15 protein-coding genes are annotated in these 14,226 nt (G+C 67.7%); 6 read left to right on the forward strand and 9 right to left on the reverse strand.

From position 1 onward, the window contains the following. Positions 1-309 precede the first annotated feature (309 nt). The 6 genes from RBB34_RS13630 to RBB34_RS13655 all read left to right on the forward strand — a co-directional run bounded on the left by RBB34_RS13630 (position 310) and on the right by RBB34_RS13655 (position 5,941). A complete protein-coding gene (locus RBB34_RS13630) occupies positions 310-1,482 on the forward strand; it encodes a substrate-binding domain-containing protein (RefSeq protein ID WP_306119779.1) in 1,173 nt (390 codons plus the stop codon). Between the two features lie 76 nt (positions 1,483-1,558). After that, positions 1,559-2,323 (forward strand): ABC transporter ATP-binding protein, encoded by a 765-nt coding sequence (locus RBB34_RS13635; protein ID WP_306119780.1) that lies wholly within the window; start codon positions 1,559-1,561, stop codon positions 2,321-2,323. Further along, on the forward strand, positions 2,316-3,038 hold the full coding sequence (locus RBB34_RS13640) for an ABC transporter ATP-binding protein (RefSeq protein ID WP_306119781.1): 723 nt from the start codon (positions 2,316-2,318) through the stop codon (positions 3,036-3,038). Before RBB34_RS13635 ends, RBB34_RS13640 begins: the two co-directional genes overlap by 8 nt. After that, positions 3,035-4,066, forward strand: coding sequence for a branched-chain amino acid ABC transporter permease (locus tag RBB34_RS13645; RefSeq protein WP_306119782.1), 1,032 nt, complete (start codon positions 3,035-3,037; stop codon positions 4,064-4,066). Before RBB34_RS13640 ends, RBB34_RS13645 begins: the two co-directional genes overlap by 4 nt. A 7-nt stretch (positions 4,067-4,073) precedes the next feature. After that, on the forward strand, positions 4,074-5,138 hold the full coding sequence (locus tag RBB34_RS13650; protein ID WP_306119783.1) for a branched-chain amino acid ABC transporter permease: 1,065 nt from the start codon (positions 4,074-4,076) through the stop codon (positions 5,136-5,138). Then, positions 5,135-5,941: an alpha/beta hydrolase gene (locus tag RBB34_RS13655; RefSeq protein WP_306119784.1), complete on the forward strand. Its 807-nt coding sequence runs from the start codon at positions 5,135-5,137 to the stop codon at positions 5,939-5,941. Before RBB34_RS13650 ends, RBB34_RS13655 begins: the two co-directional genes overlap by 4 nt. A gap of 3 nt (positions 5,942-5,944) precedes the next feature. Here RBB34_RS13655 and RBB34_RS13660 read toward each other — a convergent pair whose 3' ends face one another. From RBB34_RS13660 to RBB34_RS13700, 9 genes are all read right to left on the reverse strand, one after another. Further along, positions 5,945-6,718: a MaoC/PaaZ C-terminal domain-containing protein gene (locus RBB34_RS13660; protein ID WP_306119785.1), complete on the reverse strand. Its 774-nt coding sequence runs from the start codon at positions 6,716-6,718 to the stop codon at positions 5,945-5,947. Then, complete coding sequence (locus tag RBB34_RS13665) at positions 6,715-8,196, reverse strand: AMP-binding protein (protein ID WP_306119786.1); 1,482 nt, start codon at positions 8,194-8,196, stop codon at positions 6,715-6,717. Before RBB34_RS13665 ends, RBB34_RS13660 begins: the two co-directional genes overlap by 4 nt. A gap of 80 nt (positions 8,197-8,276) precedes the next feature. Continuing rightward, entirely contained in the window at positions 8,277-8,864 is a 588-nt protein-coding gene (locus RBB34_RS13670; RefSeq protein ID WP_306119787.1) for a TetR/AcrR family transcriptional regulator, read from the reverse strand. Between the two features lie 122 nt (positions 8,865-8,986). Then, complete coding sequence (locus RBB34_RS13675; RefSeq protein WP_306119788.1) at positions 8,987-9,766, reverse strand: shikimate dehydrogenase; 780 nt, start codon at positions 9,764-9,766, stop codon at positions 8,987-8,989. Then, positions 9,763-10,581: an ABC transporter ATP-binding protein gene (locus RBB34_RS13680; protein ID WP_306119789.1), complete on the reverse strand. Its 819-nt coding sequence runs from the start codon at positions 10,579-10,581 to the stop codon at positions 9,763-9,765. Before RBB34_RS13680 ends, RBB34_RS13675 begins: the two co-directional genes overlap by 4 nt. After that, entirely contained in the window at positions 10,578-11,408 is an 831-nt protein-coding gene (locus RBB34_RS13685) for an ABC transporter permease (protein ID WP_306119790.1), read from the reverse strand. Before RBB34_RS13685 ends, RBB34_RS13680 begins: the two co-directional genes overlap by 4 nt. 63 nt (positions 11,409-11,471) lie before the next feature. Further along, on the reverse strand, positions 11,472-12,473 hold the full coding sequence (locus tag RBB34_RS13690; protein WP_306119791.1) for an ABC transporter substrate-binding protein: 1,002 nt from the start codon (positions 12,471-12,473) through the stop codon (positions 11,472-11,474). 42 nt (positions 12,474-12,515) lie between these two features. Continuing rightward, positions 12,516-13,280, reverse strand: coding sequence for an ABC transporter permease (locus RBB34_RS13695; RefSeq protein WP_306119792.1), 765 nt, complete (start codon positions 13,278-13,280; stop codon positions 12,516-12,518). Further along, on the reverse strand, positions 13,277-14,116 hold the full coding sequence (locus RBB34_RS13700; protein ID WP_306119793.1) for an IclR family transcriptional regulator: 840 nt from the start codon (positions 14,114-14,116) through the stop codon (positions 13,277-13,279). The genes RBB34_RS13695 and RBB34_RS13700 overlap by 4 nt, the downstream gene beginning before the upstream one ends. Positions 14,117-14,226 lie beyond the last annotated feature (110 nt).

Raw genomic sequence — 14,226 nt, forward strand, 5'->3', positions numbered from 1 at the left:
TCCGGGGCGTGGCGTGCCCTCCCTGACCGCCCGTTGTGCGGGATCGACCGATGCCGCCGGCGGCATGGCGGGCCCGCGGGCGACCCGTCGATCCCCATCCGTGCGGAGCCCTGGCGCACAGATGCACATGCGCGACCCCTCGCCGCAAACGGCAAACGATGGGCTCGGAACCGGGCTGCCGCCAGACCGCCGAGCGCGGTCGATGCGATGGCCACAAGCGTTGAGGAGTCCACAGGCGATCGGTTGACATGAATTGTGATTCATGTTTCATATCGATTACGCTCGGCTACGACAGGGAGGAGACCCGAGATGAAGTCCATTCTGGCAACGGCCGCCTTTGCCCTTGCGCTGACGACCGCGCCGGCGCTCGCCGAAATCAAGATCGCCCATGTCTACGGCAAGACCGGCCCGCTCGAGGCTTACGCCAAGCAGAGCCATGTCGGCCTGATGCTCGGCCTCGAATACGCCACCGACGGTTCCATGGAAGTCGATGGCGAACCGATCACCGTGATCGAAAAGGACACCCAGCTCGATCCGGCCAAGGGCAAGGCGCTGCTCGAGGAAGCCTATGGCGACGACGATGCCGATCTGGCCGTCGGCCCGGTCTCGTCGGGCGTGGCGCTCGCCATGCTGCCGGTCGCCCAGGAATACGAACGCATCCTGATCGTCGAGCCGGCGGTGGCCGATTCCATCACCGGCGAGAACTGGAACCGCTACATCTTCCGGACGGGGCGCAACTCCAGCCAGGACGCGGTGGCCAACGCCATCGCGCTTGGCGGGGAGGACGTCAAGGTGGCAACGCTCGCCCAGGACTACGCCTTCGGCCGCGACGGCGTCGCCGCCTTCGAGGAGGCGTTGGCGACCACCGGCGCCGAGATCGTCCACAAGGAGTTCGTGCCGACCGACACGACCGACTTCACCGCCCCGGCCGAGCGGATCTTCAACGCCATGAAGGATGTCGAGGGCGACAAGAAGCTGTTCATCATCTGGGCCGGCGGCGGCAATCCGATGAGCAAGATCAACGCCATGGACCCCTCGCGCTTCGGCGTGGAGATCGCCACCGGCGGCAATATCCTTGCGGCGCTGACCGCCTATCGCGAACTGCCGGGCATGGAGGGCGCGACCTACTACTATTACGAGATCCCGGACAATGACGTGAACGACTGGCTCGTTGAGACCCATATGGAGCGCTACGACAGCCCGCCCGACTTCTTCACCGCTGGCGGCATGGCGGCGGGCATCGCCATCGTCGAGGCGATCAGAAAGGCCGGATCGACCGAGACCGAGGCGCTGATCGAGGCGATGGAAGGCATGGAATGGCAGACGCCCAAGGGGACCATGCGCTTCCGCCCCGAGGACCATCAGGCGCTGCAACCGATGTATCATTTCCGCACCGTGGTGAAGGACGATGTCGATTACGGCATTCCCGAACTGGTGCGCGAACTGACCATCGAGGACCTGCCGATCCCGGTGCGCAACTGACCGTGTGCCGCGCGGGCGGGCCGCGTGCCCGCCCTGCCCCGACCTTCGATCGCCTTTCGCACGCGCGGAGCCCGTCATGCACGATGTCGTGCTTGAAACCGACAATCTGACCGCGCGATTTGGCGGCCATGTCGCGGTCGATCACGTCACCTGCGCGTTCCGCTCGAGCGAACTGACGGCCATTGTCGGGCCGAACGGGGCCGGCAAGACCACCTATTTCAACCTCATCTCCGGGCAGGTCGCCGCGAGCGAAGGCACGGTCAAGCTCGACGGCCGCGAAATCACCCGGGTTACCGTCGCCCGGCGCACCGAGATGGGCATCGGCCGCGCCTTTCAGCTGACCAATCTGTTTCCCAATCTGAGCGTGCTCGAAAACGTCCGGCTCGTCGTCCAGGCGCGGCGGAACAAGGGCTTCAACCTGTTCTCCATGGCCGCCAGCCATGGCGAGATCACCGATGCGGCCGAGGCGGCGCTGGGCCGGGTGCGCATGCAGGATCTGGCCGGCCAGACCGTGTCGGAACTGTCGCACGGCAATCAGCGAAAGCTCGAGGTCGCGCTGCTGATCGCGCTCGACCCGAAGGTCTACATGTTCGACGAGCCGACCGCGGGAATGAGCGTCGACGAGGCGCCGGTCGTGCTCGAGCTGATCGAGGAACTGAAGTCCGATGCGACGCGCACGATCCTTCTGGTCGAGCACAAGATGGACGTGATCGGCCAGCTCGCCGACCGCATCATCGTGCTGCACAACGGCGCGCTCGCCGCCGACGGACCGCCCGCCGAGGTGATCGCCTCCGATGTCGTGCAGGAGGCCTATATGGGAAAGGCGCTCGAAGATGCCTGATCCGATCCTGCGCCTGTCCGGCGTGTTCGCCAACATCGCGCAATATCACATTCTGCAAGGCGTCGACCTTGAGGTCCCGGCCGGCGCGGTGACCATGCTGCTCGGCCGCAACGGCGTGGGCAAGACCACGACGCTGCGCACCGTCATGGGGCTGTGGCGCGCCCATCGGGGCAGCATCGTCTTTGCCGACCGCGACATCACCGCGCTGCCCACGCCGGCGATCGCCCGCGCCGGCATCGGCTATGTGCCCGAGACCATGGGCATCTTCTCGGACCTGACGGTGGAGGAGAACATGCGCCTGGCCGCGGCGAGCGGACCCATCGCGGCCGACCGGCTCGACTGGATCTTCGCCGCCTTCCCGCCGCTCAAGACCTTCTGGAAGAAGGAGGCGGGCACGCTGTCGGGCGGGCAGAAGCAGATGCTCTCGATCGCCCGGGCGATGGCCGAGGAACGCCGGCTGTATCTCATCGACGAGCCGACCAAGGGCCTTGCCCCGGCGATCATCGCCACCATGGCCGGTGCGCTGCGCGACCTGAAGAAGCAGGGCGCCTCGATCCTTCTGGTCGAGCAGAACTTTTCGGTCGCCCGCCTGCTCGGCGACAGCTGCGCGGTGATGGATGACGGCCGGATCGTCTGGTCCGGCGCGATGGCCGAACTGGCGGGCGATGCGGCATTGCAGGAACGGCTGATGGGCCTTTCGCTGGAGGCGGGATGAGCGCGGCACCCGACCATGCGCCGACGATCGTGCGGGCCGGCCTGCGCGACCGGCTGGCACCGCATGTGCCGCTGCTGCTGATCCCGGTGCTGATCGTGCTGGGCTTCGTGTCGATCGGCTCGCCCTCGTCCTGGCTGACGCTGACCGTCTCGGGCCTGGCCATGGGCATGATGATCTTCATCATGGCCTCCGGCCTGACGCTCGTCTTCGGCCTGATGGACGTGATCAATTTCGGCCATGGCGCGTTCGTCTCGGTCGGCGCCTTCGTCGGCATCACCGTGCTGCTGGCGCTTGGCGGCATGACCGGCTCGCCCTCGCTGGCGCTGAACATGGCGGCGCTGCTGCTCGCCGTCGTCGCCGCCATGCTCGCCACCGGCATCATCGGCTGGGGGTTCGAGAAGGTGATCGTCGAGCCGGTCTACGGCGCACACCTGAAACAGATCCTGGTGACGATGGGCGGGCTGATCATCGTCGAGGAGCTGATCCTGGTCGCCTGGGGACCGGACGAGATCTTCTTCACCCGGCCCGAAACGCTGCAGGGCGCGTTCACCTTCGCCGGCGCTGCGATCGAACGCTACCGGCTCGTCGCGGTGGTGTTCGGGCTGGCGCTGTTCCTGGCCATGCGCTTTGTGCTGCGCTCGACCAAGATCGGGCTGATCGTGCGCGCGGGCGTGGAGAACGGCGAGATGGTGCAGGCGCTCGGCTACCGGCTGCGCGCGGTCTTCATCGGCGTGTTCATCGCCGGCTCGGCACTGGCCGGCCTGGGCGGCGTCATGTGGGCGCTCTACCAGGAAGTCATAACGGCCCATATGGGCGCCGGGATCATGGTGCTGGTGTTCATCGTCGTCATCATGGGCGGGCTCGGCTCGGTCGAGGGGTGCTTCATCGCCGCGCTGCTGGTCGGGCTGACGCAGAACTATGTCGCCTTCCTCGAACCCAAGCTGGCGCTGATCTCCAATATCGGCCTGATGGTGCTGATCCTGATGTGGCGGCCGCAGGGCATGATGCCCGTGGTCAAGGCCAAGTGAGGGCGCCGTGCTGATCAGGCTCATTTCCGGCGACACACCGCGCAGCCCGATTCTTGCGGCGATCCTGCTGATCATCCTGCTTGGGCTGGCGTTCGCGCCGTTCGTCTTCCCCGGTACGCGCTCGGTGGATACCGCCGCGCGCATCTGCATCTTCATCGTGCTGGTCGCCAGCTACGACCTGATGCTCGGCTATGCCGGCATCGTCAGCTTCGCGCACACCATGTTCTTCGGCATCGGCGCCTATGGCGTGGCGCTCGCCTCGATCCATATGGGTCGCGGTTTCGACGCGCTCGTCGTCGGCAGCGTTTCGGGGGCGATCGCCGCCGCCGTTCTGGCGCTGGTGATCGGCCTTTTCAGCCTGCGCGTGCGCGCGATCTTCTTTGCGATGATCACGCTGGCGGTCGCCTCGGCCTTCGCGGTGCTGGTCAGCCAGCTGTCCAACCTGACCGGCGGGGAGGACGGGCTCAACTACCAGATCCCGCGCGCTTTGACCGCCGCGCAGCGCTATCTGGAGGAACCGTTCTTCGGCGTGCGCGTCAACGGCAAGCTGGTCAACTACTATGTGGTGTTCTTCGGCTCGCTGATCGTGTTCCTGATCCTGCTGCGCATTGTCAATTCGCCGTTCGGGCGGGTCCTGCAGGCAATCCGCGAGAACGACTTCCGCACCGAAGCGATCGGTTATCGCGTGGTCTACTACCGCACAACGGCGACGATCCTGTCGGCGGTCGCCGCGTCGCTGGCCGGCTCGCTGTTTGCGATCTGGCTGCGCTATGTCGGACCGGACACCACGCTGAGCTTCGACATCATGATCGACATCCTGCTTATGGTCGTGATCGGCGGCATGGGCACCATGTACGGCGCGATGATCGGGGCGACGATCTTCGTGCTCGCCCAGAACTATCTGCAGAACCTGATGGGCGCGGCCGAGGAAGCGCTGCAGAGCGTCGGCGTTCCGCTGCTCCCGCTGTTCCTCAATCCCGACCGCTGGCTGTTGTGGCTCGGCATCCTGTTCGTGCTCAGCGTCTATTTCTTTCCCACCGGCGTGGTCGGCCGGCTGCGGCGGCGGGGATGACCGAGGCGGACGCGGCGAACCGGGACGGGGCACCGGCGCTCGTTTTCCTGCATGGCTGGACCATGGATGGCAGCGCGTTCGCCGACATCACCGAACGGCTGCGGGATCGCTTCACCTGCCTGGCGCCGGACCTTCCGGGCCATGGAACCGCTGTCGACCTGCGCCCCGACATCGAAAGCGCCGCGGACCATGTGCACGCCTTGCTCGAAAGCCGGGACATCGGCCGCGCCGTGCTGATCGGCTGGTCGATGGGCGCGGCGGTCGCCTGGCGCCTGATCGCACTGCACGGCACGGGCCTGCTCGCCGGGCTGGTGACCGTCGACATGAGCCCCAAGCTCGTCAACGAAGGCGGCTGGACGCTCGGCCTGACGGGCCAGACCCCGCGCACCATTGCCGCCAACATCGCCCGTTTCGAACGGGACTGGGCGGGCAGCGCCGGGGCCATCGCCGCCGGCATGTTCGCAACGCGCAAGGGACCGGCCGGATTCGGCTTCCGCCAAGCGGCCGCCAGGATCGCGGCGAACGATCCGGTCGCGATGAACGCCATGTGGGCCTGCCTGGTGGCCATGGACGAACGTAAGACCGTGCCGAAGGTCGACGTGCCGTGGCTCGTCATGTGCGGCGAAAGGAGCCGGGTCTATCCGGAAGCGGCGGCCGACTGGCTCGTCGCGCACGCGCCGGACGCGCGCAAGCTGCGCTTTGCCCATTCGGGCCATTCGCCGCATCTGGAGGAGCCCGACGCGTTCGCCGGGGCGATCGCCCGCTTCGCCGACCGGGTGGGCGCGCGGCGCACCGTCGCCTGAACGCTACCGGCCGACATCCCTGACCAGCACCAGCGACCGGCCTTCGCAGACGGTCGTGCCGTCGGCGCGCTGCGCCCTCGCCCACAGGTCGGCGAGGTGCTTTTGCGGACGCAGGCGCGTCAGTTCGACCCGCGCGGCGAGTGCCTCGCCGATCGGCGCGGACGCGCCGAAACGCAGCTCCTGCTTGAGATAGTTCGTGCCGGGCCCGGGCAGCTTCACGCCAAGCAGGTAGGAGAACAGCGCGGCGACCAGCGGTTCGGGCACGCGATCGTCCAGCGGGGCCTTGCAACCGGCGAGCGCGGCGAACCGGTCAAGATCGGCGCGCGCCAATGCCCGCCTCACCGACGCCGACTGGCCGACGCGCAACGCGCCGATGACGCGCTCGGTGTGGTCATCGGGCGGGGCGGCCTCGCTTGCCGCCGCATCGGGCCCCGCCTCGCCGACGAGCAGGTCGGCCCCGTCGTCCTGGCGGACCGCGCGCATCGCAAGCCGGTCGGCGCCGGCATCGTCGATGCGCAACAGGACCCGATCGCCGACGAAGGTGGGGTTCGGGAACATCAGCGTGTGTGCCCGGTGCACCGTGTCCGGATGTGTCTGGCGCGCCATCGCCCACAGCTTCGCGTAGATCAGCATGCCGTGCGCGACGGGCCGGCCGAACCGGGTGCGCGCGCAAAAGGCCGGGTCGACATGGATCGGGTTGTCGTCGCCGGAGATCCCGGCAAAGGCGTCGAACTCGGCCCTTGTCGGCACCCATTGGGCGCTTGCCAATGCGGTCATTGCAGCAGCGCCCTGAGCGTGGGCTTGCGCACCTTGCCGGCGGCCGTGCGCGGGAAGTCGTCGAGGATGCGGAAGGATCCGGGCACCTTGTAGGCAGCGAGCCGCTCGCGGCACCAGGCATCGAGCGTTGTCACATCGAGGCTGCGGCCGGGACGGACGATCAGGAAGGCGGCGCCGATCTCGCCCCAGCGCGCGTCGGGCACGCCGACCACGGCGGCCTCCACAATGGCCTCATGGGTGTTCAGCACCCGCTCGACCTCGGCCGGATAGACGTTCTCGCCGCCGGAGATGTACATGTCCTTGATACGGTCGACGATGTAGTAGTAGCCGTCCGAATCGCGCCGTGCCACATCGCCGGACCGCAGCCAGCCGTCGGCGGTCAAGGCCCTGGCGGTGGCCTCGGCGTCGCCGAAATAGCCCGGCGTGATCGCCGGCCCGCGCAACTGCAACTCCCCCTCGCCCGGTTCGCCCTCGGCTACCGCGTCGAGCCGCACCTGGGTGAGCATCTGCGCCTTGCCGACCGAGCCGATCTTGGCGCGCACATGGGCAGGATCCATCAGGAAGGCGGTCGGTCCGGTCTCGGTCATGCCGAAGCCGTTGCAGATCAGCGCCCCGCGCTCGGCGAAGAAGCCGATCAGATGTTCGGGCAGCGGCGCGCCGCCACAGGCCATGCGGATCGACGCCCAGTCGATCTCGCCGACCCGCCCATGCAGGCTGAATGCCTGGAAGATCGCCGGCACTCCGAAGAACTGCGTCACGGCGCCCTGCGCGATCAGGTCGAGGATCGTATCGGGCTCGAAACGGGGCACGACCGTCGACGCGCCGCCGAACAGGAACAGCGGCAGCGTGTAAAGGTTGATGCCGCCGGTGTGGAACAGCGGCAGGAAATTGACGGAAGTGTCCCGGGCCGTCAGATCGATCGCCTGGGCGATGTTGAGCGCGTTCGCCCAGCTCATGCGCGGCGTCTGGATCACCGCCTTTGGCAGGCCGGTCGTGCCCGAGGTGAACAGCACATACCACGGCGCGGACGCATCGATGCGATCGGACAATGGCGGGCCGTCGGATTGCATCAGCGCCGAAAGGCCCGCTTCGCCGGCTTGCGGGTCGTCCATGGCAATCGGCATCGCCCCGAGCCGTTCGGCCAGCGCGCGGCCGGTATCGCGATGGTCGTCATCGAACGCAAGTGCGGCGACGCCGACGCCTTGCGCGACCTGGGCGAGTTCGGCGACCGGCTGGCGCCAGTTGAGCGGCGCCATGATCACGCCGGCCTTCTGGCAGGCGAACAGCGTGACGAAGAATTCCACGCGGTTGAGGCACAGCACGGCCAGCCGGTCCCCGCGCGACAGGCCCAGACGCGCCAGCCCGTGCGCGATGGCATTGGCGGCGTGATTCACCTCGGAAAAGGTCCAGCACCGTCCGTTCCGGGCATCGACAAGCGCCGCCGCATCCGGCGTCAGCTCGGCGCGCTTGGCGGCCATGTCGGGAACCGCGTCAAACAGGGCGGGCCTCCATCCTTGCCGGCAGTGCGCTCACCACCACGCGCCACCTTGCGGCCGGCTCATGTGCGCAACCCGTTCTCGATCAGGTCGAACGCCTCGGCGACGACGGTATCGATGTCGACGTCCCGGCGCCACAGGACGAACCGCTCGCCCAGCGTCTTGGCCATGCCCATCAGCGCCCAGGCGCGGATCTCGCTGTCGCCGGTGCGGATTTCGCCGGCCTGCCCCGCCGCGTCCAGATTGGCCCGGTAGGCCCGCGCGAAGTCGGAAAAATAGGCCTCATAGGCCTTGGGGTCGACAAAGCGCGCCTCCTCGACGATGCGGTAGAGTTCGGGCCGGTCGGCGACGAAGCGCAGGAAGGCGGCCAGGCCGCGGCGTTCGGCCTCGAGCCGCGTGGGCGCATCGGCAACCGCCCCGGCGAGCGCGATGCGGGTGAGATGACCCATCTCGCGCACCAGTTCGGAAAAGATCTCGTCCTTGCCGGAAAAATAGATGTAAAGCGTGCCCTGGGCGGTCTCGGCCTCGCGGGTGATGTCGGAAATCGAGGCTTCGGCATAGCCGAGCCGTCCGAACACGCGTTCGGCCGCGCGCAGGATCTGCTCGCGCCTTTTCTGGCCACGCCGGGTCTTTGGTCGGATCTGGTCCATTGCAAAACATGAATGCTGACTCATGTTTCAGTAGCATCGGGGTCGGAGATCGTCAATCTTTCGGGTTCGGCCAGCACCGCACAGCGGCCGGCGTGCCATCGCCATGCGCCGGCAGGACGGGGCTAGCGCCCCTCCCCCAGCAGCCAGTTGCCGATCGGGGCGATCTGCGCCTTGACCATGTCGCGGCCGGTGACGAGCGGCGTGCCGGCCTCGGCCGCCAAGGCCGCAAGGGCGGTGGCGGGCGGGTCGGCGACGATATCGGCGACAAGCATGGCTCTTGCCACCTGGCTGGCCGAAAACGGGCTCGGATCGTCCGCGGCCATGCCGAGCGGGGTGGCGTTTACGAGGATGTCGGCGCGGCCCGGATCGGTGCCGGGCGGCATGACCGAAACGCGTTCGGACAAAGGTGCGGCGGCGCGACGGTCCGCGTCCGGTTCCGTGATCACAAGCGATGAAGGGCTTTGGGCAAGCAGGGCCTCGGCAATGGCCAGCCCGGCACCGCCCAGACCGGCCAGATGCACGGTGCGGCCGGTGACCTGAAGACCGGCCGCCTTGACCGCCCCGACCAGCGCAATCCCGTCGAACTGGCCGCCGATCAGCTGCCCGTCGGCGGTGCGGCGCACGGCGTTGACGCTGCGTGTGGTCCGCGCCGCGCCTTCGAGCCCGTCGAGCAGGAGGGCGATGGCGTTCTTGTGCGGCATGGTCACGCAAAGGCCACCGATTGACGGGTCGGCGCGCACGTCCGCGACGAAGGCGGTCAGCGCGGCCGGTTCGACGTGGCGGGTTTCAACGCGCGCATCGATGCCGCGGCCGGCGAGGAACGCTTCGAGCAGCGGCGGCGTGCGCACCGAGGTGACCGGCGCGCCGATCATGACATAGCGCCGAAGCGGGGCGTGCGTCATTTGAACCGGTAGACGCCGAGCTTTTCGAAGATGTCGAAGATGCGCCGCGCATAGGTGGAGAATTCGGGATATTCGCCAAGATGCGCCGGGCGCGGACGCGGCAGGTCGATGCGGATCTCCTCGACGATCCGGCCCGGGCTGGTCGACATGACGAGCACGCGGTCGGACAGGCCGACGGCCTCCTCGATCGAGTGGGTGATGAACAGGACCGTCTTCTTGGTCTCCATCCAGAGCATTTCGAGGTCGTGGCGGATCTGGGTGCGGCTGATCGCGTCGAGCGCGCCGAAGGGCTCGTCCATCAGCAGCATGGTCGGATCGTGCACCAGCGCGCGGGCAATGGAAACGCGCTGGCGCATGCCGCCCGAAAGCTGCCAGGGATAGCGGTCCTCGGCGCCGGTCAGCCCCAGCCGCTCGAACAGCGCGTCGGCGCGGGCGCGCATTTCGGCGCGGCCCAGCCCGCGGATCTGCTGCTGAAGCATGACATTGTTCATGGCGGTGCGGAATTCGAGCAGCAAATGGTCCTGAAAGACGATGCCGACCTCGGAGATCGGCGCGGTGAGCGGCCGGCCGTCGACCGCGACCGAGCCATCGGAGACCGGCTCGAGCCCGGAGACCAGCAGCATGGTCGTCGACTTGCCGCAGCCGGACGGGCCGATCAGGCTGACGAACTCGCCCGGCGCGATATCCAGATCGATCGGACCCAGCGCGTGAAAGGCCGACGGCCCGCTGCCATAGACCTTGGTGAGATTGTGCGCGGTGATCGAGGCGCCGCGCGTCGAGCCGGTGGCGGTGCGAAGGGGCTGCAGCGCGTTCATGCCGGCCTCCGTGCCCAGGGCATCAGCAGGCGTTCGCCCGACATCAGCACCGCGTTGACGGCGAGCGCCAGGAGCGCGGTGGCGATCAGCCCGGCGAACATCAGCGTCAGATCCATGAAGCTCGAGGCGCGCATGATCAGGAAGCCGAGCCCGGCTTCGGAGGCGATGAACTCGGCGATGATGACGCCCTCGACCGCCTTGACGATGCCGATCTTCATGCCCGCATAGATGGAGGGCATCGCCGCGGGGATGCGGATGTGGCGCAACTCCTGCAGCGGCGTGGCGCCCATGGAACGCGTGATGTAGGCGAGTTTTGGGTCGACGGCCCGAAAGCCGGACATGGCGTCGACCATGATCGGAAAGAAGCACATCAGAAACACGATCAGGACCGAAACGAGCGGGCCGATGCCGAACCAGACGATGAGGATCGGTCCGATCACGGTCTTGGGCATGATGTTGAGAAACACGATGACCGGATAGAGCCCGCGTTCGAGCGCGCCGAAGGAAACGATCAGAAAGCCGGCGGGCACGGCGACGGCAACGCCGAGCAGAAAGCCCAGCACGATCGTGGTGGCGGTCACGCCGGCATGTTCGAGCAGGAGCGGTGCGTCGGTGACGAGCCGGGCCAGGAAATCGGTGGGCTTGGGCACCAGCCAGATCGGCACCTGATAGATGCGGATCAGCGCTTCCCACAGGCCCAGCAGCACCGTGACGGCGATCACCGCATAGACGATCGTGCCCAGCCAGTTCAGCGCCGGCAGGGCGCGGCGCGCCTGCGCCTCGGTGAGGACGGCGGGCGGCGCGTCATGGGCTGCGGGGGCGGACACGGTTTCGAGCTTCCCGATGTTTCGCCGGCCGGATCGCTCCGGCCGGCGGGCTGGCAAGGCCGGTTACGGGCAGGTGACCGGCGTCTCGGGCAGAAGCTCGAGCGTATAGTAGTCGGTGATCGGCCGGTCCGCCGGGAACTCCATGGCCGTGGTCATCACCTCATAGATCTCCGACCAGGTCTCGTCGGGCGTTGCGCCGATCGTGTCGCCCGAGCCGCCCGGACAGACCGAGGAGAACGAATAGGTCGCCCCCTGCAACAGCGCTTCCTTTGTGTTCTCGGTCTCGGGGAAGAGTTCGAGCAGCGCATCGACGGCGGCCTCGGGGTTGTCCATGGCCGCGCGCCAACCCCTGGCGGTGGCATCGATGAAACGGCGGTAGACGTCGGCGTTCTCGGCAATCTTGTCCTCGCGGGCGATCAGCGACAGGCTGACCACGGGCACGCCGTGATTGTAGAAATACATGTTGCCGACGTCATAGCCCTCCTCTTGCAGCGGCACGACGGTGTTCTCGGGCGTTTCGGCGATGGCGTCGATCTCGCCGGAGGTCAGAAGGCCGAGCGCGGCGTTCTGGGTGGCCGAGACGATGGTCACGTCATCCTCGCTCATGCCGTTGGCGCGCAGGAAGACCGGCACGAGCGGCACCATCGCCGTGCCGGGCGCAACGGCGATGCGCTTGCCCTTCAGATCCTGGGGGGTCTCGATGCCCGATTCGGCAAGATACTGAACGCCGAACTGGCCCGACTTCCAGATCGTCGAGATGATCTTGATCGGCGCGCCCTGGGCGGCGACGTTGAGCGCGGCGCCGGCATCGGCATAGCCAAGTTCGCTCTGGCCGGTGGCGACGAGCTGGGCGGCCACGGACGAGCCGCGCCCCTCCTCGAGCGTGACGTCGAGATCGGCGTCCTCGTAAAGGCCCTGCTTGACCGCCATGGCAAAGCCCAGATGCGCCGAATCGGCGGTCCAGTTCATCGTCATGGTGATGGAATCGGCGGCAAATGCGCCGACCGGCGCCAGGGCGAGGCCGGCAATGGCGACGGCCGCCAGGGGTCTGGTGAGTTTGGTCATGGGTCTCCTCCTCGTTTGACTGTCATGTCTTGCCCGCCGCGCTCATCGGCGCCGCCAGGGCAGGAACCAGCGTTCGGCCAGCGCAACCGCGTAGCTGAGCACGACGCCGATGGTCGAGCCGACCACCAGCACGGCGAAGATCAGCGTGGTGTCCGACGAATCCATCGCGCGCAGGACCAGATAGCCAAGGCCATTGTTGGAATTGAGCCATTCGACGACGATGACGACGGTCACCGCGACGACGATGGTGATCTTGAACCCCGAAAAGATGGCCGGCGCGGCGGTGGGCAGTTCGATGAAGCGAAAGGTCTGCCACCAGGAGGCGCCCGTGGAGCGCGTCAGATAGTAGTGGCGGCGATCGACCGAACGGAAGCCGGCGACCGCATCGACCAGGATCGGAAAGAAGGTGATCAGCGCGGTCAGCAGGATCTTGGGAAAGTCGGAAAAGCCGAACCAGACCAGCATGAGCGGGGCCAGCGTGATCTTCGGCAGACCCTGGATGAAGACGACGAGCGGATAGAGCAATTGCTCGCACAGCCGCCAACGGGCGATCATATAGCCCAGCACCAGCCCCGGCACCGCGCCGGCGATGAAGCCGTAGACGATCATCTTCGTCGTTTGGGCACCGTGATAGGCAAGCCGGGCATGGTCCTCGGCGATGCGGGCCAGGAAATCGGACGGGGCGGGCAGAAGAAAGCTCGGCACCTCGCCCAGGCGCACCACCCCCTCCCAGATCACGAGCAGGCCCGCGAACCACAGTGCCGGCTCGAGCACGGCGCGGCCGGTGCGGGCGGCGGCGGCGATCACGAGGCCGCTCCGGCGACCGGGTCGGCGAGCGACGCCGCGAAGGGACGCCGATGGCGCTGGCGGCGGCGCAGCGGCCACATCGCCGAGATCTGCTCGGCGGTCCGGGCCAGTTCGGCGGCCAGCGTCTCGTAGCGCTCCGGGCCGATGCGCAGGCGCGGGCCGGCGACGCTGATCGTGCCGGCGACCGGCGCGTCGGGCCCCTCGCCGGCGCGGAACGCCACCGCGATGGCGGCGGTGCCGATTTCGGCCTCGTCGACGGCGAGCGCGTAGCCGCGCCGGCGGGTCTCGTTGAGATGGGCGCGCAACTCGTCGACCGTGCGCACGCAATTGGGCCCGAAATCGGCCGGCCGGTCGAGCCCGCGTGCGCAGGCGATGCGCAGCGCCTCGTTCTCCTCGAGCGCGGCCAGCCATGCCTTGCCGTTGGCGGTGGCGTGTAGCACGATTTCCTGACCCATGTCCGGGTCGTAGCGCAGGCCCGCCGTCGCGCCCTGCGCGCGGGCCACCCAGATCAGGTTTTCGCCCTCGAGCACGGCAAAGCGGCAATATTCGCGGGTGCGGGCGGCCAGCCCGTCGAGCGCGGTCTGCACGATGTCGGGCGCAAGGCGCGCATCGAGATTGCGGAAGGCGAGCGTGGAGAGCCTGAGCGACAGGGCGTAGTTCTGGCTGGCCGGATCCTGCACCACCCAGCCGCGCTCGGAGAGCGTGGTCAGGATGCGGTGGGCGGCACTGGCCGGCAGGCCGGCGCGGTCGGCAAGCTCGGACAGGCTGACCGGCTCGACCGCACCGGTCAGCGCCTCGATGAGGCCGATACAGCGCTCGACCGCCGAAACCGTCATGGGCCCTCTTCCCTATCCGGCGATCAGCATATAGAACCGATTTTGAAATTGGAACAGGATTTCAGAAAATTCTGCCGGCCCGCGAAATCGCGGTCCGGAGGTGCGGACGG

The organism is Roseitalea sp. MMSF_3546 (genome assembly GCF_030732865.1).
Taxonomy (GTDB): Bacteria; Pseudomonadota; Alphaproteobacteria; order Rhizobiales; family Rhizobiaceae; genus Roseitalea.

Excerpts from the sequence above, each read along its gene's own strand:
- RBB34_RS13635 (WP_306119780.1), top strand. The coding sequence starts at position 1,559 with ATGCACGATGTCGTGCTTGAAACCGACAATCTGACCGCGCGATTTGGC.
- RBB34_RS13690 (WP_306119791.1), bottom strand. The coding sequence starts at position 12,473 with ATGACCAAACTCACCAGACCCCTGGCGGCCGTCGCCATTGCCGGCCTC.
- RBB34_RS13655 (WP_306119784.1), top strand. The coding sequence starts at position 5,135 with ATGACCGAGGCGGACGCGGCGAACCGGGACGGGGCACCGGCGCTCGTT.
- RBB34_RS13630 (WP_306119779.1), top strand. The coding sequence starts at position 310 with ATGAAGTCCATTCTGGCAACGGCCGCCTTTGCCCTTGCGCTGACGACC.
- RBB34_RS13680 (WP_306119789.1), bottom strand. The coding sequence starts at position 10,581 with ATGAACGCGCTGCAGCCCCTTCGCACCGCCACCGGCTCGACGCGCGGC.
- RBB34_RS13665 (WP_306119786.1), bottom strand. The coding sequence starts at position 8,196 with ATGGCCGCCAAGCGCGCCGAGCTGACGCCGGATGCGGCGGCGCTTGTC.
- RBB34_RS13675 (WP_306119788.1), bottom strand. The coding sequence starts at position 9,766 with ATGACGCACGCCCCGCTTCGGCGCTATGTCATGATCGGCGCGCCGGTC.
- RBB34_RS13670 (WP_306119787.1), bottom strand. The coding sequence starts at position 8,864 with ATGGACCAGATCCGACCAAAGACCCGGCGTGGCCAGAAAAGGCGCGAG.
- RBB34_RS13640 (WP_306119781.1), top strand. The coding sequence starts at position 2,316 with ATGCCTGATCCGATCCTGCGCCTGTCCGGCGTGTTCGCCAACATCGCG.
- RBB34_RS13645 (WP_306119782.1), top strand. The coding sequence starts at position 3,035 with ATGAGCGCGGCACCCGACCATGCGCCGACGATCGTGCGGGCCGGCCTG.
- RBB34_RS13660 (WP_306119785.1), bottom strand. The coding sequence starts at position 6,718 with ATGACCGCATTGGCAAGCGCCCAATGGGTGCCGACAAGGGCCGAGTTC.
- RBB34_RS13700 (WP_306119793.1), bottom strand. The coding sequence starts at position 14,116 with ATGACGGTTTCGGCGGTCGAGCGCTGTATCGGCCTCATCGAGGCGCTG.